The organism is Mesorhizobium sp. ESP-6-2 (genome assembly GCF_020164675.1).
Classification (GTDB): domain Bacteria; phylum Pseudomonadota; class Alphaproteobacteria; order Rhizobiales; family Rhizobiaceae; genus Mesorhizobium.
Map to the genome: position 1 here is coordinate 208,573 of NZ_JAIUGT010000002.1, position 22,988 is coordinate 231,560.

Here is a 22,988-nt window from a genome sequence, read left to right on the forward strand (position 1 = left end):
CGTTATTAGTTGAGCGTCGGAGGAAGATATGCCGGCTTTGACGACGTCGTTTGGCGGCGCAACCGGTGGAGGATTACCGATCGTGCCGGCATCGTTGCCGGCCTGGTCGCATCTGAAAATGCTTATCGGCCTGGCCTGACGGCACGAGCGCTTGCTTCTGTCATCTCGCATCAGGACGATCTGTGTGGCGGGCACGCCGTGTCCGTCTGTTTCCAAGGGAGGACTGACATGAGGAAAACAGTTTTGCTCGCCGCCGTCGCCGCCATGGCGTTGGGCGCCGGGCCGGCTTTGGCCAAGAAGCAGCTCGTCATCGTGGTGAAAGGTCTCGACAATCCGTTCTTCGAGGCCATCCACCAGGGCTGCGAGAAATGGAACAAGGAAAACGCCAGCTCGGAATATGAGTGCTTCTACACCGGTCCGGCGTCGACTTCCGACGAGGCCGGCGAGGCGCAGATCGTGCAGGATATGCTGAGCAAGCCGGACACGGTGGCGATGGCGATTTCGCCGTCCAACGCGCCGCTGATCGCGCAAACGATCAAGAGCGCCAACCCGTCGATCCCGATCATGACCGTCGATGCCGACCTTGCCAAGGAGGACGCAGCACTTCGCAAGACCTATCTCGGCACCGACAACTATCTGATGGGCAAGAAGATCGGCGAATACATCAAGAAGGCCAAGCCGAATGGCGGCACGATCTGCACCATCGAGGGCAATCCGGCGGCCGACAACATCCTACGCCGCGCGCAAGGCATGCGTGACGCGCTGTCGGGCAAGGAAGGACTTGCAGCCCTTGCCGGCGAAGGCGGCTGGACGGAAGTGGCTGGCTGCCCGGTGTTCACAAATGACGACGGCGCCAAGGGCGTGCAGGCGATGACCGACATCCTTGCCGCCAACCCCAAGCTCGATGCGTTCGGCATCATGGGCGGCTGGCCGCTGTTCGGCGCGCCGCAGCCCTATCGCGATCTGGTCGGACCGCTGAAGGACAAGCTGGCCAGCAACGACTTCGTCATCGGCGCCGCCGACACGATCGGCGACGAGGTGGCGATCGCGCGGGATGGCCTTGTCACCGCGCTGGTCGGCCAGCGGCCGTTCGAGATGGGCTACAAGGCGCCGTCCGTGATGATCGACCTGATCGAAGGCAAGAAGGTCGACGATCCGGTGTTCACCGGCCTCGACGAATGCACCAAGGATACGGTCGACACCTGCATCCAGAAGTAGGCGTCTCGATCGGGGCGCTCGCCAGCGGGCGCCCCGCCAGCTCTGCTGACGAACGGGGACACGCATTTCAGGGGCAGCGGCTCCGGCTTTGGCGCGCCCGAGGTTCGAATTTTCGGCAATGGCATCGGCGGACCGACAGTTCCTGACCGGAACAGGTACGGCCGACGCATTGGAACGTGGATGCCGGACGAAAAGTCAAACAAGCGAGCCATTCGGACCAAGGCACAGGCCGGCCGCCGTCCGGCCGCCATGCGCCGGCCCGATGCGGCGCACTTTCCCGGTGCCAGCGTGCACGCTTCGCTGGCCAGCGAGATCGGGCTCAGGATCGTGCGCGGCGACTATCCGCCCGGCACCATACTGCCCAACGAAGCCCAATGGTCGCAAACGTTCAATGTCAGCCGCTCGGCGGTGCGCGAGGCGATCAAGATGCTGATGGCCAAGAGCCTGTTGGCGTCCCGCCCCAAGATCGGCAGTTGGGTCGAACCGAAGGAGCGCTGGAACCTGCTGGATCGCGACGTGCTCGCCTGGTACGCGACCGCGCCGGACCGGGAGGTGTTCCTGCGGACCGTGCAGGAGTTCCGTCACATCATCGAGCCGGAAGCGAGCGCCTTTGCCGCGGTGCGGCGCAGCGACGAGCAGATGGCCGAGATCAGCCAGGCCTGCCGCGAGATGGGCGAGGCGGCAAGTCTGCAGGAGCGCATCCGGGCCGATACGCGCTTTCATCTCGCCATCCTGCGAGCCTCTGGCAACGACCTGCTGGTGCCGCTCGGCGTGCTGATCGAATCGGCGCTCGATCACCTCTTCGTCTTCACGACACAGCAGGTCGGCGACCAGCGGCGGGCACAGAAGCTGCACGAGGCGATCGAGAAGAATATTCGTTTGCAGCGACCCGCGGCGGCGCGCAACGCCGTGCACAAGCTGCTCGCCGATACCGATGAGAGGGTCGGAAGGGGGCGAGGGTGACCGGCGCTGGCGCTTGGTGATCGCCTTTCCCTGGGCAATGCGTAGCCTTCGTCGGCTCTTCGCAGGCGTTCGAAGCTCGAAAAGCCCAGCTATTGGCCTTTCATCCGCTGCGGACCGCTTCTCACTCTTAAATCGTCTGTTTCTTTCCATCCTTCATCGGCATCAGGTCGACACCGTTGACCTTGCCGATATGGGTGGCCAGCATCGGCACATACTGCTCGGCCGGCCCGGTGGCGAAGGCCCCGGCGAAGGCGTTCTTGGTGGCGTTGCCGAGCGGGTTGGCGATGCCGGCAGAACCCGCCATCGATTCGAGGTAGGTCAGGTCCTTGAAGGCGTTGGCGACGGTGAATTTGTGGGCATCGCGGTCACCCTCCAGCGTCCAGCGCATGAAGGTCTGGTAGAAGCCGCAATCCATGCGGCCGTTGCGGATGACGCTGTCGAAGCGCCGGCGATATGCCGACTTTCTCGGCCAGGGCCAATGCCTCGGAATAGATCGCGGCATAGCCCAGCGAGACGAAATTGTTGAGCAATTTCATGCGGTGGCCGTCACCTGTGTCGCCGATATGGACGATACGGCCGGCCCAGGTTTCGATCACCGGTTTGACCCTGGCAAAGACGGCCTCGGGTGCGCCGACCATGGCGTCGAGCGTGCCTTCCCAGGCCTCCTTCGGCGTCCGGCTGAGCGGCGCGTCGACATAGTCGACGCCGAGCGCCTTGAGTTCGGCGGCCAGCGCAACGGTCGAGACCGGGTCGGAGGTCGAGCAGTCGACGACGACCGAGCCTTTTCTCAATCCTTCCTTGAGACCGCCGGGGCCGCGAATGATGGCTTCGACCTCGCGTGAACCGGTGACGCAGATGAAGACGATTGTCGATGCCGCCGCCACGTCGCGGGAGGTCGCGGCTTCGTGGGCGCCCCGGCTAGCCAGATCCTCCGCCGGCTTGCGGTTCTTGCGGCCGAGGAAGGTCAGGTGATAGCCTTTGTCGACGATGTTCTTGGCGATGCCATAACCCATCAGGCCAAGGCCGATGAAGCCGATCTTCTCGCTCGCTGCGGTCGTGTTCATGCTGTCTGTCCTGTTTTACGATTATCGATAATGTCGCTGCTGTTTTAGCCGTATGCGGTTGCAGAAAGCAATATTGTCTGACAATACACATAATCCCAGGGCTTTCGTGGAGACCAGAATGACGAAGCGGATCATGTTCACCGGCGGCAGCGGCAAGGCTGGGCGCCATGTCGTGCAATATCTGGTGGAGCAGGGCTGCCAGGTGCTCAACATCGACACCAAGCCGCTCGACAATCCCAAGGTGCGCACGCTGATTACCGACATCACCGATAGCGGGCAGGTGTTCAACGCGCTGTCGAGCTATGCGGGCCTGCATGAATTCGACCCGTCGCTGCGCCCCCAGCCCGTCGACGCCGTGGTGCATTTCGCCGCGATCCCGCGCATCATGATCACGCCCGACAACGAAGTGTTCCGCATCAACGCGATGGGCACCTACAATGTCATCGAGGCGGCGGTGAAGCTCGGCATCCGCAAGGTGATCATCGCCTCCAGCGAGACCACCTACGGGCTGGTCTTCGCCAACGAGCCGCGCGCGCCGAAATATTTCCCGCTCGACGAAGAATACGACGTCGATCCGATGGACAGCTATGCCCTTTCCAAGGTCGTCAACGAGAAGACGGCACGGGCCTTTGCGCAGCGCGACGGTACCGACATCTATGCATTGCGCATCGGCAACGTTATCGAACCGCACGAATATTCCCTGTTTCCGAAATGGTTCGCCGATCCCGGTTTCCGCAAGCGCATCGCCTGGAGCTATGTCGATGCGCGCGACCTCGGCCAGATCACGCTGCGCGCCATCGAGAAGGACGGGCTCGGCTACCAGGTGTTCAACGCTGCCAATGACGACACTTCGTCCGACTTGCCGACCGCGGAACTGCTGAAGCGCTTCTATCCCGGTGTGCCGGTCAAGGGTGAGCTCGGCGAATTCGAGACGCTGTTGTCCAATCGCAAGGCGCGCGACATGTTGGGCTTTCGGCCGGAACACAGCTGGCGCAAATACGTGAAGATCGCTTGAAAACACGCCCCGCAGGGGTTTTGAGTTGTGCACAGAAGCCGGCTTTGCGGGTGAACCCGCTTGCCGTGCTTGACACCCTGCTCAATCCGGACTTTCTGGAGCGTATGCGGGACGCGAAGCCGAACAAGGAAAAATCGCCGGCAAAAGCGGTATCGGCCGAGCGTCAGGCCGGCGTTCGCCGCACCGATGCGGCGCGCATTCCGGGCTCCAGCGTGCACACCTCGCTGGCCAGCGAGATCGGGCTCAGGATCGTGCGTGGCGACTATCCGCCGGGCACCATCCTGCCCAACGAAGCCAAATGGTCGGAGACCTTCAGCGTCAGCCGCTCGGCGGTACGCGAGGCGATCAAGATGCTGATGGCCAAGAGCCTGCTCGCCTCGCGCCCCAAGATCGGCAGCTGGGTCGAGCCGAAGGAGCGCTGGAACCTGCTCGATCGCGATGTGCTGGCCTGGTACGCGACGTCGCCCGACCGAGAGGTGTTCCTGAAGACGGTGCAGGAGTTCCGCCACATCATCGAGCCGGAAGCGACCGCCTTTGCCGCCATGCGGCGGACCGACGAGCAGATGGCGGAGATCAGCGAGGCCTGCCGGGATATGGGCGAGGCGAAAAGCTTGCAGGAACGGACCCGCGCCGACACGCGCTTTCATCTCGCGATCCTGCGGGCGTCTGGCAACGATCTGCTGGTGCCGCTCGGGGTGCTGATCGAATCCGCCTTCGACCATCTCTTCACCTACACGACGCGGGAACTCGACGATTTGCAGCACGCACAGAAGATGCACGAGGCGATCGAGAAGAACATCCGCCTGCAGCGGCCGGACGCGGCGCGTGCCGCGGTACGCAAGCTGCTCGCCAACACAGACGGCGTGATCAGGTCACGATAAGACGTTCCAGGAACCCGTTACGCGGCTTTCTGCCTACCCTTCCTTCTCACGTCCGAACGCCGCGCGCAGTTCGTCCTTGGCGTCATCGAGCACCTTCTTCTGCTTCGCCGGCAGGTTCTTGCCGGCACGGTTGATGTAGAAGTTCAGCATCGACATGGCGGACTGGAACGGTTCGGCCTTGCGCCGGTCGCTGTGTTCGGCCGACCGCTTGAGCGAAGCCGCGATCTTCTTCGGGTCATGGGATTCGAAGACATGGTCTTCGAGATCCATGGCATTGCTGTGCTCGGTCACCTCAGCCGACCATTTCCGTTTTGCGGTCATGGCAATCTCCTTCGCGTTGAGCTGATTGCAGAACGTCCTTCGTCGTCGCACGTTCCGGTGAGCCCGGAACCGACGAACTCTGGAACCATGGAATTACCCATGTGGCGCTGCTCGGCGCGGCGAATGCGCCGATAGTGGCGAAAGGACCGTCGGCCGCTAGGCCGCATGACCGCGACAATGGTCAATGTCGATGACGGAATGGGAAACAGCTTGGCCTCGATCTTCTCCTCACCAGCAGCCGGTAGTGCCGTCGTCGACAGCTCGCATGCATGGATACGGCTGGCGGTATCGACGCTTCTATCGACAGTCGGCGGCGTCGGCATGTGGGCCGTGGTCGTGGTGCTGCCGGCCGTGCAGGCCGAGTTCGGCGTCGACAGGGCCGACGCCGCTCTGCCCTATACTGCGACGATGGTCGGCTTTGCCGCCGGAAACGTTCTGGTCGGGCGCGCTATCGACCGTGTCGGCTACTGGATCCCGGCGCTTGCTTCCTCGATGGCGCTGGTTGCCGGCTTCCTGCTGGCGGCGCTGTCGACCTCGATCCTGCAATTCACGCTCGCCCAGGGCCTGCTGATCGGGGTCGGTACATCGGCGATCTTCGGGCCGCTGATCGCTGACATCTCGCACTGGTTCAACCGCCGGCGCGGTGTCGCCGTGGCGGCGGCCGCGGCCGGCAGCTATCTCGCCGGAACGATCTGGCCTACCGTCATGCCGCCCCTGATGAAAGCGGAAGGCTGGCGCTTCACCTATGTGGCCATCGGCCTCTTCTGCCTGGCGACCATGGTGCCGCTGGTGCTGATGCTGCGGCGCGGCGCGCCGATCGCGGTTGCCGGTTCCGCAGGCAGCCGGCTGGTGCAGCCGATCTCGCTGTCGCCGACGGCACTCCAGGTGCTGCTTGTCATTGCCGGTCTCGGCTGCTGCGTGGCGATGTCGATGCCGCAGGTGCATATCGTGGCCTACTGCATGGATCTTGGCTACGGCGTCGCGCATGGCGCCGACATGCTGTCGATCATGATGGCGGCCGGCGTGGTCAGCCGCGTGGCTTCGGGCTTCGTCGCCGACCGCATCGGCGGGGTGAAGACCCTGCTTATCGGCTCGGTGCTGCAATGCCTGTCACTGTTCTTTTACATTCCTTTCGACGGGCTTGCCTCGCTCTACATCGTTTCGCTGGTCTTCGGCCTGTCGCAGGGTGGCATCGTGCCCTGCTATGCGATCATCGTGCGGGAATACATGCCCGCCAGGGAGGCCGGCCAACGCGTCGGCATCGTCATCATGGCGACCATTTTCGGCATGGCGATCGGCGGCTGGATGTCGGGCTGGATCTACGACCTGACCGGCTCCTACGCCGCCGCATTCCTGAACGGCATCGCCTGGAACCTGCTGAACATCCTGATGATGGTGCTGGTGCTTTGGAAGGCAAGACGCGGCGCGACGGCAATGGCCTGAGGCAGAGCGGAAGCACTCGCCCGCAAGCGCCTCGGCTTGACAACGGGCCGGGGCTGCGCGACGCCAGAGGCGAGTGGTGCGGCACAGGCTGGTGAAATGGCGACAGCAACGTCGATCGTATTGCGGCAGCGCCTTGGCGGCCACGCACCGCATGGAGCCTGTCCTTGATCAAGCCGCGCTCGCGCCGAGGCGGCGGCCGCCCGACCATATCCGACGTCGCGCGCAAGGCCGGCGTAGGCGCAATCACCGTGTCTCGCGCCTTGCGCGAGCCGGAGCGGGTCTCCGAGGACCTGCGTCGCCAGATCCACGCCGCCGTCGACGAACTGGGCTACGTGCCGGATCCCAACGCACGGGCGCTGGCCTCGGCCCGGGCCGAGGTGTTCGGCGTGCTGGTGCCGTCGCTTACCAACAGCGTCTTTGCGGAGGTGGTGCGTGGCATCTATGACAGCCTGTCTGACAGCGCCTTCCGCATCCAGCTCGGCAACACCCACTATTCCGGACTTGAAGAAGAGCGGCTGCTGCAGGTGTTCGGGCCGCAAAGGCCGGCGGCGCTGATCGTGGCCGGCATCGACCAGACGCCGGCCTCGCGAAAATTGCTGGAGAACGCAGGCTGCCCGGTGGTGCAGGTCATGGAAACCGGCCCCGATCCGGTGGATATGATGGTCGGCTTCTCGCATCTGGACGGCGGCAGGGCGGCGACCGAGCATCTGATCGAGGCGGGCTACCGTCGCATCGGATTCATCGGCGCGCGCATGGATCCGCGCTCGCAGCGACGCCTGGCAGGATACCGCATGGCGGTGGAGAAAGCCGGCCTGTTCGATCCACGCCTGATCACCACCACGCCGGTGCCGTCCAGCGTAACGCTGGGGCGCGAACTTTTCCGCGGCGCGCTGGCCAAGATGCCGACGCTCGACGGCGTATTCTGCAACAATGACGACATCGCGCTAGGCGCGCTGTTCGAGTGTCATCGCGCTTCGATCAGTGTACCCAAGAGGGTCGGCATCGTCGGCTTCAACGATCTCGATATGATGCAGGTGGCGTTTCCCTCCGTCACCAGTATCCGCACGCCCCGCTACGAGATCGGACGGCGGGCGGTGGCTATGGCGCTGGCGGCGATAGCAGGCGAGCCTCCGCAGCAGCGCGTCGTGGATCTCGGTTTCGAACTCAAACGCCGCGAGAGCACGGCCCGCTGAACACACTTTCGCGATCAGGAGAAAGGGCGCTTTACACAGCACTCTTGGTAGCGCTACCATTCCTACCGGACAGGGAAGAGAATGCAACGGCACGGAGCCTGTCTATTATACATAAGCGACAACTAATTCTTGTTTATTATGGATAATATGCTATTTTCCCCAATAGCCTGGGAACAACGGGGAGGAGGCATCGCATAGGCCATTGGCCATCGGAAAGGCAGGTAGGACAAGGCAGGAGGGCCGGAGCCGACCGTACGAAATTCACATCGCGAAACGACATCAGAATTACAAAATGGGAGGATTATCGATGATCAAGTCACTGGTAGGTGGCATCATTGCCGCCAGCGCATTCGTCATGCTCAACTCGGCCGCCATGGCCGCCGGCCCCGAGATCGTGCCGGGCCCGGCCGCCCAAGCGGACTGCTTCGCGCCCTGGAGCGCGGACACGAAATTCTTCAAATATCCCAAGAAGGAAGGCCCATACCGTATCGCCTTCGCCAATGGCTATATCGCCAACACCTGGCGCATCCAGATGGTGCAGACCGCAAAGGCCTATGCCGCCCAGCCGGATGTCAAGGCCAAGATCAAGGAATTCAAGGTCGTCTCGACCGGAGAGGACGTGCCGGCGCAGATCTCGGCGATCAACAACTTCATCGATTCCGGCTATGACGCCATCGTCACCGACGCACAGAATCCGACCGCCTTCGGCCCGGTCATCAAGCGCGCCAAACAGGCAGGCATCGTGCTGGTCGCCTTCGACAACATTCTCGACACCAAGGACGCCATCAATGTCAATGTCGACCAGAAGGGCCTCGGCGAATTGTGGGCCAAGTGGCTGGTCGACAAGGTGCCGAATGGCGGCAAGATCCTCGAAGTGCGCGGTGTGGCCGGCACTTCCGTTGATACAGACCGCCACAACGGCATTCATGAGGTGCTCGACGCTTCCGGCAAGAAATGGGACGTCACCGAAGTCGCCGGCAAATGGGACGACGGCGTGGCACAGAAGGTGACCGCGGATGCGATCGCCACAAATGGTCCCTTCGACGGCATCACCGGTCAGGGCGGTGACACCGGTATCGTGCAGGCGATGATCGACGCCAAGCATCCCTTCGTGCCGTTCGGCGGCGAAACCGAGAACGGTTTCCGCAAGTTCTGCGCGGCGCATTCGGCCGACGGCCTGAAGTGCACCTCCGCCGGCTCGGGGCCGGCCCAGGTCGCCGTCGCCATCAAGGCGGCCATTGCGGCGCTGGAAGGCGAGGTGGTGCCGCAAGAGGTGAAGCTGCCGCTGGCTGTCGCCTCTGATCCGGGCATGAAGGAAGGCACGGATTACTTCCCGAAGGAGTCCGACAATTTCTTCGTCGGCAATTCCTTCCCGACCTGCGGCATCAACTTCAGCGCCCAGGAAATCATGGGCCAGACCAAGGAAAACCAGTAGTTCCGCCGGATGCCATTTCGGCGCTGCGGCCAACCCGCGGCGCCGGTCCCCGAATATACGAGCGCCCTGGGAGGGTTGATGGACGGTGCGGCTCCGCTCTTCCGCATGGAAGGCATATCGAAGCGCTATGGCGGCGTGCGGGCGCTGGAGAAGGCCGAGCTGTCGGTCGAGGCCGGCAGCATTCACGCCATCCTTGGCGAAAACGGCGCCGGCAAGTCGACGCTGATCAAGATCATGGCGGGGGTCGTTGCGCCCGACGAAGGCCGCATGCTGCTGGACGGGCGCGAGGCGACCTTCGCCTCGCCGGGCGCCGCGAACAAGGCCGGCATCGTCTGCATCTTCCAGGAGTTGTCGCTGATTCCCGAACTCAGCGTCGCCGACAACATCGTCATATCCGATCCGCCGAAGCGTTTCGGCATGATCGACCGCAAGGCGCAGCGGCGCATCGCCGAGGACGCCCTGGCGCGTGCGGGAGCATCCGACATTCATCCGCTGGCACTGGTCAAGGACCTGCCGCTGTCGCGCCGGCAGATGGTCGAGATCGCCAAGGCATTGGCCAGGAAGCCGCGCATACTGATCCTCGACGAGGCGACCTCGGCACTGACGGCGGCGGATGTGTCGAAGATCTTCGCCGTGCTGAAGCGGCTGCGTTCGGAAGGGCTGGCGCTGCTCTACATCTCGCACCGCATGAACGAGATCGCCGAATTGGCGGACCAGTGCACCGTGTTCCGTAACGGCCGCAATGTCGCCAGCTATCCCGCCGGCTCGAAGAGCGACAGTGAAGTCGTCGAACTGATGATCGGGCGCGAATACAGCCACATCTTCCCGCCCAAGCCGACATTTGCGCCGGCCGTCACCGCGCCTGTGCTCGAAGCCCGCAAGCTCTCCTGGACGGATCGCCTGCACAACATCTCGCTGTCGGTCAGGGCAGGCGAGGTGGTTGGCCTCGGCGGCCTCGACGGACAGGGCCAACGCGAATTGCTGCTCGCTTTCTTCGGTGTCCTGCGTGGCCTCAGCGGCCAGATCCTGGTCGACGGCAAGCCGGTCGGCATCGCCAGCCCCGCCGCTGCCCGCGAGAACGGCATCGGCATGGCGCTCATTCCCGAGGATCGCAAAACCGAAGGCCTGATGCTGCCGATGACGGTGCGCGAGAACCTGTCCTTCGCCGCGCTCGACCGGCTGTCGAAGGGCGGCATCATCGACCGCGCCGCGGAGCAGCGGCTTATCGACGACATGGTCGGCCTGCTGGCGATCAAGACGGCCGGCCTCGACATTCCGGTCGGCGCGCTGTCGGGCGGTAACCAGCAGAAGGTCGTCATCGCCAAATGGCTGATGCGCCAGCCGCGTATCATCCTGCTCAATGATCCGACGCGCGGCATCGATGTCGGCACCAAGCAGGAGCTGTATCAACTGATGCGCAAGCTGGCGGACGCGGGGGCGGCAATCCTGTTCTATTCGACCGACTATGACGAGCTGATCGGCTGCTGCGACCGGGTGCTGGTGCTCTACGACGGGGCGGTCAAGCGCGAACTGGTCGGCGCCGAAATCACCGAGCGGGCGCTGATATCGAGCGCGCTCAACATGCCTGGCGGGGATAGCCCGGTGAACCGGGGAGCGAATGCGTGAAAGGGATTTTGGCGTGAAGGATTGGCGCTACTGGCTGGCGGAGCAGCGCGGAACGCTGCTGGCGCTCGGCATCTTCATCGTCATGTTCGTCATCTACACCGCGAACCATCCGGCCGGCTTCACCGCCAATGTCGTGCAGACGGCGGCCAACAAGGGCGTGCTGCTGGCCTTCGTCGCCATGGCGCAGACGCTGGTGGTGATCACCGCCGGCATCGACCTTTCCGTCGGCATGATCTTCCTGTTGACCAACTGCCTGGCCTCTTGGCTGGTGGTGGGCACACCGATGCAGACGGCGCTTGGCGTGTTGGCGGTACTGGCCGTCGGACTGCTGTGCGGGGCGATCAATGGCGCCATCGTCATCTACGGGCGGCTACAGCCGATCGTCGCCACCATCGCCACCGGCGCGGTCTATTATGGCATCGGGCTGCTGCTGCGGCCGTTCCCGGGCGGCTCGGTCAATGAGGGCCTGGCCGACGCGCTGACGGGCCGTGTGTTTGACGTGGTGCCGGCCAGCATGGTTGTGCTCCTGGCCGTCGTGCTGGTGATCTGGGTGCCGTTCAGCCGCTCGGTGCTTGGCCGCGCGGCCTATGCGGCAGGGTCGTCGGAAATGGCGGCCTACATGTCAGGCGTGCCGATCCGGCGCGGCAAGTTCGCAGCCTATACGCTGGCGGGGCTGCTGGCCTCGATCGGCGGCCTGTTCCTGACGTTCTTCACCTATACGGGCGAAGCGGCCTATGCCAGCGGCAACTCCTACACGTTGTTTTCCATTGCCGCCGTGGTGCTGGGCGGCGTCTCGCTGTTCGGCGGCAAGGGAAGTGCCGTCGGCGCTATCTTCGGTGCGCTCGCCTTCCGCACCATCGGCGATCTGTTGTTCGTCTTCGATTTCGACCCGCTGTGGCAGCCGCTGTTCCAGGGCGTTATCCTGCTGATCGCCGTCAGCCTCGGCGCCTTCGCCCTGTTTAGGGTCCGAAACCGGCTGGAGTGGTTCCTGTGAGCGAGACGACATTGGGCGGCATCGCCGGACGCATGCCGAAATTCATCCGCCGCGCCGATCCCGCGGTGCTGACGGCCTTTGCCTGCATCGTGGTCCTGCTCCTGCTGGGCAGTCTTTATTCGCGCAGCTTCCTGTCGCCTGAATATCTCTTGCAGCAGCTCAAGGTGGCCTCTTTTCTCGGCGTCATCGCGACCGGCATGATGCTGGTCATCCTGCTCGGCCAGATCGACCTGTCGGTGCCGTGGTCGGTGGCGGCGGGCGCGATGATGGCTTGCGCCGCGGCCGCGTATGGCCCGGCCGGGGTTGCGTTGGCCATTCCATTCGGCGTCTTGTGCGGGGTGCTGATCGGCATCCTCAACGGCATCGGCGTCGCCTATCTGCGCATTCCCTCCATGATCATCACGCTCGCCACCAACGCCGTCGCGCAAGGGCTGATGGTGGTCTACACCGGCGGGTTCTCGCCCCAGGATTCGGCCACCGGCGCCATGCGCTACCTGGCCACCGGCTTTGCCATTCCGGGAGTTCCCAACGCGGTCATCATCTGGGCGCTGATCGGCGCTGCGATGGTGTTCGTTCTGACCCGCACGGGCTTTGGCCGCACCGTCTACGGCATCGGCAACCGCGAGCGTGCCGCTTATCTCTCGGGCATCGATACAAGGCGCGTGGTGATGATCGCCTTCGCCGTCTCCGGCGGGCTCTCCGCCTTCGGCGGCGTGCTCCTTGCCGGCTACGCCTCCAAGGCGGCGCAGTCGATGGGCGACGCCTATCTCCTGCCGTCGATCGCGGCTGTCGTGCTGGGCGGCACCTCGATCCTTGGCGGGCGCGGCTCCTATCTCGGCACTGTCGCCGGCGTCATCCTGATCACGCTCCTGCAATCCATACTGTCGGTCATGCAGATGCCGGAGGCGGGTAGGCAGATCATCTATGGCGTCGTCATCGTCGCCATGCTGCTGCTCTACGGCCGCGCGCCGGCAAGCCGCTAGACCATCGTGGCGGAAAGGACAGATCAATCGCCGACCGGTGCCAGCGGGCCGGCGCCGGTCATCGTGGCGATGGGCGTCGCCGGCTGCGGCAAGTCGGCCGTCGGCATGGCGCTGGCAGAGAGTCTGGGCGCCGTCTTCATCGAAGGCGACCGGCTGCATCCACCGGAAAACGTCGCCCGCATGACCAGAGGCGAGCCGCTGACGGACACTTTGCGCGAGGGATGGCTCGATGCGATTGGCGAGCGCATCGCGGCCTCGGCCGGCAAAGGGCAGGGCGTTGTCGCCGCCTGTTCGGCGCTGAAGCGAAGCTATCGTGAACGACTGCGCGGCTTCCGCCGTGACATCCTCTTCCTCTACCTGGAGATCGACCCGGCCACGGCGCGGCAGCGCGTCGGCAACCGCAAGGGTCATTTCATGCCGGCAAGCCTGGTCGACAGCCAGTTCGCGATTCTCGAGCCGCCGGCGGCGGACGAGCGGGCGCTGACGCTCGATGCGACGCACCCGATCGCCGAACTTGTTGCCGAGGCGGTGCACCTGGCGCGGTGGTTCTGAACCTTGATCGGCGCGATGCCGGCATTCGACTTGTGCCGGCAAATGCCGCGCATGCGCAGGGTCTAGATCTGCGACGTCAACTCGACCGGAAAATCATCATTGTCGGCGTCGCGCATGGCGGCAAGGCTGCGGTTGTCCAGTACCTCGGCGATTGCCTGGCGCACCTCGAGCATCATGTGCCGGACCTGGCACGTCGCTTCGTCGCAATCCTCGCAGCGCTGATATTGCGTGCGGCTGGCGCATGGGATCGGCGCCAGCGGCCCGTCCAGCACACGCACGACATGGCCGATCTTGATCTCCGAGGCCGGGCGGGCGAGGCGATAGCCGCCTTCCTTGCCTTTGCGGCTCTGGACGAAGCCGGCATTGCGCAACTCGCCCAGAATGGCATCGAGGAATTTCTTGGGGATGTTGTTGGCGACCGCGATGTCGTTGACGAAGGCCAATTGGCCAACCGGCAAGCCGGACAGATGCACGAGGGCCTTGAGGCCGTATTTGCCTTTTTTTGTCAGCATGCCCGAGTCAACCCATGAAGCCCCAACAACCCGCATCTGGCGGCTGTTTGTGTGCAAATGATGACGGGGCTTGTGGAGCGCTGCCGTTTCGCGAACAAGCCGATTTGCCGGCACATTAGGCGCAAACGCGTTGATTCTTCGTAACCTCGTGCGCGGCAGGCGTCGTATCTGCCAATGTTTGCCGCAAACGGAGAAAGCCGGCAAAGCGCCGGCTTTCCTGATTTGCTTATCCCAACCTGCTATCGCGCCGCGAAAACCTTATCGGTTGCCATAGGCCTGGTCGAGCAGGCCGCCGGCGGCGAAATGCTCTTTCTGGATGTTGCCCCAGCCGCCGAAGACGTTTTCCACCGTCAGCAGGCGCACGTCCGGGAAGTCGGCCTTGTGCTTGGCGGCGACAGCGGCATCGCGGGCGCGCAGGCCATTGTCAGCGGCGATGTCCTGGCCCTCGGGCGTATAGAGGAAATCGAGATAGCTTTTGGCCAGATCACGCGTGCCATGTTCGTCGGCGACCTTGTCGACGATCGCCACCGGGAATTCTGCCAGCAGGCTGACGGAAGGCGTGACCTGCTCGAATTTGTCGTCGCCATACTCCTTGCGGATGCCGCGGGTTTCTGATTCGAACGTGATCAGCACGTCACCGATCTCGCGCTGCACGAAAGTGGTGGTGGCTGCGCGCCCGCCCGTGTCGAAGATCGGCACGTTGTTGAACAACTTGGTGATGAATTCCTTCACCTTGGCGTCGTCGCCCTTGAAGGCCTCCTTGGCGTAGGCGGTAGCCGCCAGATAGGTGTAGCGCGCATTGCCCGAGGTCTTCGGGTTGGGGAAGATCACCTGCACGTCGTCGCGCACCAGGTCGCTCCAATCCTTGATGTGCTTGGGGTTGCCCGCCCGTACCAGGAAGGATGGCAGCGAATAGAAGGGCGAGGCGTTGTCGGGAAAATCCTTCTGCCAGTCGGCCGAGACGAGGCCCTTCTTGACCAGGAAGTCGATGTCGGTGACCTGGTTGAAGGTGACGACATCGGCGCCAAGCCCTTCGGCGATGGCACGCGCCTGCGCCGAGGTGCCGGCATGCGACTGGTCGATGCTCACGCCCGGGTGCTTCTCGGTAAAGGCCTTGTTGACCTGGACGAACAGTTCGCGGCCGACGTCATAGGAGGCGTTGAGCAGCTTGTCGGCAGACCAGGCTTGGGAAGATGCGAGGAACAGGCCGGCGACGGCGACGACGCCGAGGAGAAATCGCTTCATGAAATGAGACTCCGTCTAGTGCTTAATCGCCCGACCATAGCCCTGCGCCACGGGCCCGACGAGACACCTGCAATGGTTTCGCGGTGCCACCGTAAGAAAAAATGTCGTCACGAGCGCTATCATTAGAATTCTGTTCCGCCCAACGCTTTCTTACCCTTGCATTCCTGGGCCAGCATGCATATACAATATGCATATACAAAGGGAGGCAACCATGCCCCAACACCGCCATTCAACAACACGGCCGTCGAAGGAGGCGAAACTGTTTCGCAATAACCGCAGCCAGGCGGTGCGCATTCCTGTCGAGTTCGAGCTCCCCGGCGAGAAGGTCCTGATCAGCCGTGAAGGCGACCGCCTTGTCATTGAGCCGATCCGCAAAGCTGGGCTCGGCGCGTTGCTCGCCCAATGGGCAAACGAGCCGCCGCTCGGCCCCGAGGACGATTTTCCCGAAATCAATGATGCGCCGGTCGAATCCGAGGACATTTTTTGATGCGGTTTATGCTGGACACGAACATCATCAGTGACATGATCCGAAATCCGGCTGGCAAAGCCGCCAATGCAGTGGAGCGCGAGGGAGACGACGCCATTTGCACAAGTATCGTGGTGGCCTCGGAATTGCGATATGGCTGTGCCAGGAAGGGATCAGCCAGGCTGCTCAAAAAAGTCGAGCAATTGCTGGCCGAGATTCCGGTCTTGCCACTCGATCTTCCGGCGGATGCAGAGTATGGCGCCCTTCGTGCAGAACTGGAGGCCGCCGGCCAACCCATTGGCCATAACGACCTTTTTATTGCTGCGCACGCCTGCGCTATGGGCATCACTTTGGTAACGGCCAATACGGGCGAGTTCATCCGAATCCGCAACCTGAAGATCGAGAACTGGCTGGAGTAGTGCTCGGTCCAATATCAAGCAGCCGGAAACAGCTTCCAGCGGCCCGGGCGGAATGCTAGCCGGCTCTTCTGCGCGGCGGGATGGTCGACGGGCAGCTCGATCTCGACGCGCTGGCGTTCGCCGCCGATCTCGAGTTCCACCCGGCGGGTGCCGGCGACGCGGCGGCTGGCGACCACGGTGCCGGCGATGCAGCCAGAGCAGCCGCTCAGCAATTCGACGTCGTGCGGACGGAAGTAGAGCGTGGCATTGCCGCTGGCGGCGTCCGGCGCGGACAGCCCGATCGGGCGATCGGCGAGCCAGACCTCGCCATTCTCGACCTTGACGGGAAGCGAGCTCGATTCGCCGATGAAGCCATAGACGAAGGGCGAGTTCGGCCTGTCGTAGATGTCGTCGGCGGTGCCGACCTGTTCGATGCGGCCCTGGCTCATCACCACCACGCGGTCGGCAAGCTCCAGCGCCTCTTCCTGGTCGTGGGTGACGAAGACGGTGGTGTGGCCGGTGGCGTCATGGATGTCGCGCAGCCAGCGGCGCAGTTCCCGGCGCACCTGCGCGTCGAGCGCGCCGAACGGTTCGTCGAGCAGAAGCACTTTGGGTTCGATCGCCATGGCGCGGGCCAGTGCGACGCGCTGGCGCTGGCCGCCGGAAAGCTGCGCCGGATAGCGCTTTTCCAGGCCCGAGAGCTGCACCAGATCGAGCAGCTCGGAGGCGCGGCGGCGGATCTCGGCCGCCGGCGGCCGCGTCGAGCCCTGCCGGACCTTGAGGCCGAAGCCGATATTGTCCGAGACCGTCATGTGCCGGAACAGCGCGTAGTGCTGGAAGACGAAGCCGACATTGCGCTCCTGGATCGATTTCTGCGAGGCGTCCTCGTCGCCGAAGAAGATCTTGCCGCGCGTCGGCCGCTCCAGCCCGGCAATCAGCCTGAGCAGCGTCGTCTTGCCCGAGCCCGACGGCCCCAGCAACGCGATCAGCTCGCCCGACTTGATGTCGAGCGACACGTCATGGAGCGCGGGAAAGCGCTCGAACTCCTTGCGCACATTGGCAACGCGAACTTCCATCAACAGTCCCTTTGTAGTGGCTGCATGTCGTTATCCCAAAACCGGTTCCCACTTTTGGGCGACATGCTTTGTAGTGGCTGCATGCCGTTATCCCAAAACCGGGTCCCACTTTTGGGCGACATGCATCAATGTCCACGCGCCGCGGCGATCTCGGCGCCGTAACGCATCTCGAGCAGTGTCTTCAGGACCAGCGTCACCAGCGCCAGGCCGGCCAGCAAGGAGGCGACGGCGAAGGCGCCGACGGCGTTGTATTCATTGTAGAGGATCTCGACATGCAGCGGCATGGTGTTGGTGAGGCCGCGTATATGGCCCGACACCACCGAGACGGCGCCGAACTCGCCCATGGCGCGCGCATTGCACAAGAGCACGCCGTAAAGCAGCCCCCATTTGACGTTGGGCAGCGTCACATACCAGAAGGCCTGCCAGCCATTGGCGCCAAGCGACAGCGCGGCCTCCTCGTCGCCATTGCCCTGTTCCTGCATCAGCGGGATCAGCTCGCGGGCCACGAAGGGGAAGGTGACGAAGATGGTGGCCAGCACAATGCCGGGCACGGCGAACAGGATGACGATGCCGTGCGCCTTCAGCCAGGCGCCGAGCAGCCCCTGGGCGCCGAACAGAAGCACGTAGACCAGGCCCGAAATGACCGGCGAGACCGAGAACGGCAGGTCGATCAGCGTGGTCAGGAAGGCCTTGCCCTTGAACTCGAACTTGGCGATCGCCCAGGCGGCCGAGATGCCGAAGACGACATTGAGCGGCACCGAGATCGCCGCCACCAGCAGCGTCAGCCGGATCGCCGAGCGCGTGTCGGGATGGGCAAGCGCTTCGGTGTAGGCGCCGACGCCCTTGGCGAAGGCTTCGTTGAAGACGATGATCAGCGGCAACAGCAGGAAGATGCCGAGGAAGGCGAAGGCGATCGCCATCAGCACGGCCTGCGCCGGGCGGCTTTCCGTCACCGCCGCCGAGCGGCTGTCGTGATGCGGCTCGTAGGATTTGATCTCCGGATCAGCCATAGCGCTTGCGGCTCCATGTCTGCGCCAGGTTGACGATGAGCAGCATGAGGAATGACAAGGCCAGCATGATCGCGGCGATGGCGGTCGCCGCCGGGTAATTGTATTCCTCCAGCCGGATGACGATCAGGAGCGGCGCGATCTCGGACTTGTAGGGCAGGTTGCCGGCGATGAAGATGACCGAGCCGTATTCGCCGACGCCGCGCGCGAAGGCCAGCGCGAAACCGGTGACGATGGCCGGCGCCAGACCCGGGAACAGCACCCGGGTGACGATCTGGAAGCGGCTGGCGCCGAGCGTGGCGGCGGCCTCCTCCACCTCCTTGTCGATCTCCTCCATGATCGGCTGCACGGTGCGCACGACGAAGGGCAGGCCGATGAAGACCAGCGCGATGACGATGCCGAGCGGCGTGTAGGCGACCTTGAGCCCAAGCGGCAGCAACAGCTTGCCGATCCAGCCATTGGGCGCGTAGAGCGTGGTCAGCGCGATGCCGGCCACCGCCGTCGGCAGCGCGAAGGGCAGGTCGACCATGGCATCGACGATGCGGCGGCCGGGAAAGCGATAGCGCACCAGCACCCAGGCGACCAGCGTGCCGAAGACGACATTGACGGCGGCCGCGACAAAGGCGGTGCCGAAGCTGATGCGGAGCGCGTTGATGGTGCGCCGGTCGGTGGCGATCGCCCAGAAATCGGTCCAGCCCAGCGCCGCAGAGCGCCAGATCAGCCCCGACAGCGGAATGAGGATGATGAGGGTCAGGTAGGCAAGCGAGAAGCCGAGCGTCAATCCGAAACCCGGAATGACGCTCGGCTGTCGAAACCGCCAACCCGCCCGAGCGGGTGCTGTGATCATATCGTCCTGAATATCGAGTGCTTACTGGGGCTTGTAGATCTGGTCGAATATACCACCATCGCCGAAATGGTAAGGCTGTGCTTTCTTCCAGCCGCCGAATTGTGGGTCGTCGATGGTGACCAGCTTGATCGGCGGTAGCTTGGCCAGGTCCTCTGCCGGCACCAGATCGGGCTTGGCCGGACGATAGTGGTTCTTGGCGATGATCGTCTGCGCTTCCTTGGAATAGAGCCAGCCCAGATAGGCTTCGGCGACCTTGCGCGTGCCCTTGGCATCGACATTGGCGTCGACCAAAGCGACCGGCGGCTCGGCCAGGATCGAGGTCGGGGGATAGACGATATCGAAATTCTCGGCACCGAACTCGTCGAGCGCCAGATAGGCCTCGTTTTCCCAGGCAATCAGCACGTCGCCCAGGCCCTTTTGCGCGAAGGTCACCGTCGAGCCGCGCGCACCGGTATCGAGCACCGGGGCGTTGGCATAGAGCTTGCCGACGAACTCCTTCGTCTTGGCCTCGTCGCCGCCGTCATTGGCGTTGGCATAAGCCCAGGCGGCGAGATAATTCCAGCGCGCGCCGCCTGATGTCTTCGGGTTGGGCGTAATCACCTGGACGCCGTCCTTGACGAGGTCATTCCAGTCGTGGATGCCCTTGGGGTTTCCTTTGCGGACGAGGAAGATGATGGTCGAGGTGTAGGGCGCCGAATTGTTCTCGAATTTCGTGCGCCAGTCCGGATTGATCTTTTTCGACTTGGAGACGATGGCGTTGATATCGCCTTCGAGCGCCAGCGTCACCACGTCGGCGTCGAGGCCGTCGATCACGGCGCGGGCCTGGGCGCCCGATCCACCGTGCGACTGCTGTATGGTGACCGTTTCCCCTGTCTCGGCTTTCCAGTGAGCGGCGAAGGCCTCGTCATAAGCCTTGTAGAGCTCGCGTGTCGGATCGTACGACACGTTGAGAATGGTGGTATCGGCGAACGCGAAACCGAGCGTGCCGAACTGGACGGACGTGGCGACCAGTGCGCCGAGCAGTCTCCTGAAACGAGGTTTGGTCATTTCTGCCTCCGTTGAACCCACGTCAAATCTACCGAATTGGTAGAATTTAGATGCATTAAATGTTGCCTTTTTTGTCGTTTTGGAGAAAATCTTGGCCCGGATTTCGCGGTGAGGAGAAACTTTTTCCCTCAAACGTCCCCTGGCGAATCCCCACCGATCTATCTAGGAACAAGCGGTGCCGAAGCAAGGCTGTGCATTCGGTCGGCATGGTATCCGGCTGGTACTGGGAAATCGAAGCGCTGCTTGGCGAAGGGCTCGTGATTCAGCGTGAAGTGCCGCCATTCGCGTGCATAGTTCTTGAATCCGGCCGAGTGCATCGCGCCGAGCAGCAGCTTGCGGTACAGGAAAATTGTCCGCTCCGGCGTAACGGATATCCGGTGAAGGTCGGGCGCGAGGCGCTGTACCTCAGGCGAAGAAGCGCAATCCCCTGAATCGCTTGCGCAGTCTTATTCAACGAACACCTTCACGCTTGCCGCGCGTCCCGCCGCATCGATCACGGTCAAGGTCGAGTAGCCGGTGCCGTCCGGTTGCCAGGTCGCGGTGCGCCGGCGGTCTATGCCGGTCAGCGGCTTGCCGTTGGCCAGCCAGCGGAACGGCGCGCGCCCGCCTTGCAGCTTCAGTACCAGCGGCGAGGCGTCGGCCGAGTTGGTGGCGAGATCGACGCGGGCGCCGTCGGGCGGAAAGATGATGGTCGGCGCGGGCTCTGTGGGGGTCGAGGCCTGAACCAGGCCGTCGGACCCGGCCCCGAAGCGGGCAAGCGTCACAGGCAGGTCGCTACGTCGAGGAGTGAAGGCGCCGGGGGGCTTGCCCGGTAGCGGCACGGTGGCGAGACCCGAGCGGACAAAGCCTTCGAACAGGATCGGGGCGGCCGACACATAGCCGGACAGGCCGGGCACAGCGGCGGCATCCGCCCGGCCGACCCAGACGCCCAGCACGTAGCGGCCGTCGAAGCCGACCGACCAGGCGTCTCGGTAGCCGTAGGAGGTGCCGGTCTTGTAGGCGATGCCGCGCTGCAACGCACCCTCGGGCGGCTTGACGCCCGACAAAATGTCGATGATCTGCCAGTTCGCCTGGTCATTGAGGATGGTCGTGGTGGTGCGCTCGGCATCGGCCGGCTCGGTGCCATCGTGCAGCGTGTGCGTCTTGCCGCCATTGGCGAGCCCTGTATAGAGCTGGACGAGATCGCGCAGCGTAATTCCAACGCCGCCAAGGCCGATGGCCAGGCCCGGCGCCTCGTTGACCGGCAGGATCGGATTTACCCCAGTCTGGCGGAAGCGGGCCGTCAGCCGCGCGGGACCGACCGCGTCGAGCACGCGGATCGCCGGCACGTTGAGCGACAGTTGCAGCGCCTGCCGGATGCTGACGTCGCCCTGATAACCCATGTCGAAATTCTTCGGCCGGTAGCCGCCGAAATCGGCCGGGCTGTCCTCGATCAGTGTTTCCTGCGCCACCAGTCCCTGTTCGAAGGCAAGGCCGTAGATGAACGGCTTCAGCGTCGAGCCGGGCGAACGCACGACCTTTGTCATGTCGATCCAGCCGGAGCGGCTGGCGTCGAAGAAATTGGCCGAACCGACTTCGCCCAGAATGTCGCCGGTGCGGGAATCGGCCAGCACCATGGCGACGGAGAGACGCGGCCCAAGCTTGGCGGCGGCGTCGCGCGCGACCTGTTCCAGTCCTTCCTGGACGCTCTTGCGGATCGTCAGCTTGAGCGGCTGGCCGGGAACGGCCTTGGGCAGCATCGCATAGGCGGCGTGCGCGGCGAGCGCCGGCAATTTATGGCGCAGGCCAGACACATCGTCGAGCGCGGCGCGCGCAGCCTCGCGTTCGCCGAGCAGGCCAGCCGAGGCCATGCGGGTCAGCACGCGGTCGCGGGCGGCGTGCGCGATCGCGAGGTTGCGGTCGGGCCGGCGCTTCTCCGGCAGTTGCGGCAGGGCGACCAGAAGGGCGGCTTCCGAGACGGTGAGCCGCGTCGGCTCCTTGCCGAAATAGGCGAGCGAAGCGGCGCGTACGCCTTCGAGATTGCCGCCATAGGGCGCCAGCGTCAGGTAGCGTTCGAGGATCTCGCGCTTGGACAGCCGCCGCTCGATCTGGAAGGCGCGCAGCATCTGCTTGAGCTTGGAGCCGAGGCTGCGGCTCTCGCGCGGCTCGATCAGGCGGGCAAGCTGCATCGACAGCGTCGAGCCGCCGGAAACGATGTGGCCACTGGCGGCGAATTGGCCAGCGGCGCGGGCAAGCGCCAGCACATCGACGCCCTCGTGTTCCCAGAAGCGCTTGTCCTCATAGGTGACCAACATGTCGACGAACTGCTTGTCGACCTGATCGAGGCGGGTCTCAAGCCGCCAATAACCGTCAGGCGTGGCGAAGGCGCGCAAAAGCTGGCCGTCACGATCCTGGACTTCCGTCGAGACGGTGAGCTTTTCCGGAAGCGGAGGCGGAAAGGCGCGGTCGAGCTGCCACAGGGTGGCGGCGGAAAGAGCGATAACGGCCACCAAGGAGGTTCCAGCGATGGCTGACCGGCGCAGCAGTGTTGTTGAGAGCATGGCGCTGCCCTCATCCGCCTGCCGACACCTTCTTCCCGTATAGTGACGGGGAGAAGAGAGCGGTCGCGATCGTCGGCACCTTTTCTGCAACGTTGGACATTGGCGAAAGCGTCGATGCAATCCTCTTTCTCCCCGTCACTATACGGGGAGAAATGCCCGGCT

22 protein-coding genes and 1 pseudogene are annotated in these 22,988 nt (G+C 63.8%); 13 read left to right on the forward strand and 10 right to left on the reverse strand.

Features of this window, described 5'->3' with window-relative positions; translation table 11 throughout:
- The first annotated feature begins 228 nt into the window (after window positions 1–228).
- Together LB532_RS06080 and LB532_RS06085 are read left to right on the forward strand one after the other, a co-directional pair.
- Complete coding sequence (locus LB532_RS06080) at window positions 229–1,218, forward strand: sugar-binding protein (protein ID WP_140553836.1); 990 nt, start codon at window positions 229–231, stop codon at window positions 1,216–1,218.
- A 180-nt stretch (window positions 1,219–1,398) separates the two neighbouring features.
- Window positions 1,399–2,181: a FadR/GntR family transcriptional regulator gene (locus LB532_RS06085; RefSeq protein ID WP_140553837.1), complete on the forward strand. Its 783-nt coding sequence runs from the start codon at window positions 1,399–1,401 to the stop codon at window positions 2,179–2,181.
- Between the two features lie 127 nt (window positions 2,182–2,308).
- On the opposite strand, the pseudogene LB532_RS06090 reads toward LB532_RS06085, so the two are convergent.
- A pseudogene (locus LB532_RS06090) lies at window positions 2,309–3,245 on the reverse strand (NAD(P)-dependent oxidoreductase).
- A gap of 118 nt (window positions 3,246–3,363) precedes the next feature.
- Here LB532_RS06090 and LB532_RS06095 point away from each other — a divergent pair.
- The gene (locus tag LB532_RS06095) at window positions 3,364–4,260 is read left to right on the forward strand and encodes an NAD-dependent epimerase/dehydratase family protein (RefSeq protein WP_140644296.1); all 897 of its coding nucleotides are present in this window, start codon (window positions 3,364–3,366) and stop codon (window positions 4,258–4,260) included.
- Between the two features lie 104 nt (window positions 4,261–4,364).
- Window positions 4,365–5,141: a FadR/GntR family transcriptional regulator gene (locus tag LB532_RS06100; RefSeq protein ID WP_140644383.1), complete on the forward strand. Its 777-nt coding sequence runs from the start codon at window positions 4,365–4,367 to the stop codon at window positions 5,139–5,141.
- A 33-nt stretch (window positions 5,142–5,174) separates the two neighbouring features.
- Here LB532_RS06100 and LB532_RS06105 read toward each other — a convergent pair whose 3' ends face one another.
- Window positions 5,175–5,462 carry a DUF3175 domain-containing protein gene (locus tag LB532_RS06105; RefSeq protein WP_140644294.1) on the reverse strand — a complete coding sequence of 96 codons (288 nt, stop codon included), beginning with the start codon at window positions 5,460–5,462 and terminating at the stop codon, window positions 5,175–5,177.
- Between the two features lie 198 nt (window positions 5,463–5,660).
- Between LB532_RS06105 and LB532_RS06110 the strand changes: the two genes are divergently transcribed.
- From LB532_RS06110 to LB532_RS06140, 7 genes are all read left to right on the forward strand, one after another.
- Complete coding sequence (locus LB532_RS06110; protein ID WP_140644381.1) at window positions 5,661–6,905, forward strand: MFS transporter; 1,245 nt, start codon at window positions 5,661–5,663, stop codon at window positions 6,903–6,905.
- A 164-nt stretch (window positions 6,906–7,069) separates the two neighbouring features.
- Window positions 7,070–8,098, forward strand: coding sequence for a LacI family DNA-binding transcriptional regulator (locus LB532_RS06115; RefSeq protein ID WP_140644292.1), 1,029 nt, complete (start codon window positions 7,070–7,072; stop codon window positions 8,096–8,098).
- A gap of 307 nt (window positions 8,099–8,405) precedes the next feature.
- A complete protein-coding gene (locus LB532_RS06120) occupies window positions 8,406–9,533 on the forward strand; it encodes a sugar ABC transporter substrate-binding protein (protein ID WP_224556448.1) in 1,128 nt (375 codons plus the stop codon).
- Between the two features lie 78 nt (window positions 9,534–9,611).
- The gene (locus tag LB532_RS06125; protein ID WP_140644288.1) at window positions 9,612–11,159 is read left to right on the forward strand and encodes a sugar ABC transporter ATP-binding protein; all 1,548 of its coding nucleotides are present in this window, start codon (window positions 9,612–9,614) and stop codon (window positions 11,157–11,159) included.
- Between the two features lie 13 nt (window positions 11,160–11,172).
- Window positions 11,173–12,153 carry an ABC transporter permease gene (locus tag LB532_RS06130; RefSeq protein WP_140644379.1) on the forward strand — a complete coding sequence of 327 codons (981 nt, stop codon included), beginning with the start codon at window positions 11,173–11,175 and terminating at the stop codon, window positions 12,151–12,153.
- Window positions 12,150–13,136, forward strand: a complete 987-nt coding sequence (locus tag LB532_RS06135; protein ID WP_140644286.1) for an ABC transporter permease — start codon at window positions 12,150–12,152, stop codon at window positions 13,134–13,136. Before LB532_RS06130 ends, LB532_RS06135 begins: the two co-directional genes overlap by 4 nt.
- A gap of 69 nt (window positions 13,137–13,205) precedes the next feature.
- The gene (locus LB532_RS06140) at window positions 13,206–13,688 is read left to right on the forward strand and encodes a gluconokinase (RefSeq protein ID WP_140644377.1); all 483 of its coding nucleotides are present in this window, start codon (window positions 13,206–13,208) and stop codon (window positions 13,686–13,688) included.
- A gap of 62 nt (window positions 13,689–13,750) precedes the next feature.
- Here the strand turns inward: LB532_RS06140 and LB532_RS06145 are convergent, their stop codons facing one another.
- Both LB532_RS06145 and LB532_RS06150 read right to left on the reverse strand, forming a co-directional pair.
- Window positions 13,751–14,200, reverse strand: a complete 450-nt coding sequence (locus tag LB532_RS06145) for an RrF2 family transcriptional regulator (protein ID WP_006202816.1) — start codon at window positions 14,198–14,200, stop codon at window positions 13,751–13,753.
- A gap of 258 nt (window positions 14,201–14,458) precedes the next feature.
- Window positions 14,459–15,445 (reverse strand): sulfate ABC transporter substrate-binding protein, encoded by a 987-nt coding sequence (locus tag LB532_RS06150; RefSeq protein WP_140644284.1) that lies wholly within the window; start codon window positions 15,443–15,445, stop codon window positions 14,459–14,461.
- Between the two features lie 211 nt (window positions 15,446–15,656).
- On the opposite strand from LB532_RS06150, the gene LB532_RS06155 reads away from it, so the two are divergent.
- A complete protein-coding gene (locus tag LB532_RS06155) occupies window positions 15,657–15,932 on the forward strand; it encodes an antitoxin (RefSeq protein ID WP_140553856.1) in 276 nt (91 codons plus the stop codon).
- Entirely contained in the window at window positions 15,932–16,330 is a 399-nt protein-coding gene (locus LB532_RS06160) for a type II toxin-antitoxin system VapC family toxin (protein ID WP_181169615.1), read from the forward strand. Before LB532_RS06155 ends, LB532_RS06160 begins: the two co-directional genes overlap by 1 nt.
- A gap of 14 nt (window positions 16,331–16,344) precedes the next feature.
- On the opposite strand, the gene LB532_RS06165 is transcribed toward LB532_RS06160, so the two are convergent.
- The 6 genes from LB532_RS06165 to pbpC all read right to left on the reverse strand — a co-directional run bounded on the left by LB532_RS06165 (window position 16,345) and on the right by pbpC (window position 22,826).
- Complete coding sequence (locus LB532_RS06165; protein ID WP_224556449.1) at window positions 16,345–17,385, reverse strand: sulfate/molybdate ABC transporter ATP-binding protein; 1,041 nt, start codon at window positions 17,383–17,385, stop codon at window positions 16,345–16,347.
- A 125-nt stretch (window positions 17,386–17,510) separates the two neighbouring features.
- On the reverse strand, window positions 17,511–18,395 hold the full coding sequence (gene cysW, locus LB532_RS06170) for a sulfate ABC transporter permease subunit CysW (RefSeq protein ID WP_140552357.1): 885 nt from the start codon (window positions 18,393–18,395) through the stop codon (window positions 17,511–17,513).
- Entirely contained in the window at window positions 18,388–19,239 is an 852-nt protein-coding gene (gene cysT, locus LB532_RS06175) for a sulfate ABC transporter permease subunit CysT (protein ID WP_224556450.1), read from the reverse strand. The genes cysW and cysT overlap by 8 nt, the downstream gene beginning before the upstream one ends.
- 21 nt (window positions 19,240–19,260) lie before the next feature.
- Window positions 19,261–20,286 carry a sulfate ABC transporter substrate-binding protein gene (locus tag LB532_RS06180; RefSeq protein ID WP_140516694.1) on the reverse strand — a complete coding sequence of 342 codons (1,026 nt, stop codon included), beginning with the start codon at window positions 20,284–20,286 and terminating at the stop codon, window positions 19,261–19,263.
- A 158-nt stretch (window positions 20,287–20,444) separates the two neighbouring features.
- On the reverse strand, window positions 20,445–20,660 hold the full coding sequence (locus LB532_RS30310; RefSeq protein ID WP_411908873.1) for a M15 family metallopeptidase: 216 nt from the start codon (window positions 20,658–20,660) through the stop codon (window positions 20,445–20,447).
- Window positions 20,661–20,732: 72 nt separating this feature from the next.
- Complete coding sequence (gene pbpC / locus LB532_RS06190; RefSeq protein ID WP_140644274.1) at window positions 20,733–22,826, reverse strand: penicillin-binding protein 1C; 2,094 nt, start codon at window positions 22,824–22,826, stop codon at window positions 20,733–20,735.
- Window positions 22,827–22,988: the final 162 nt, after the last annotated feature.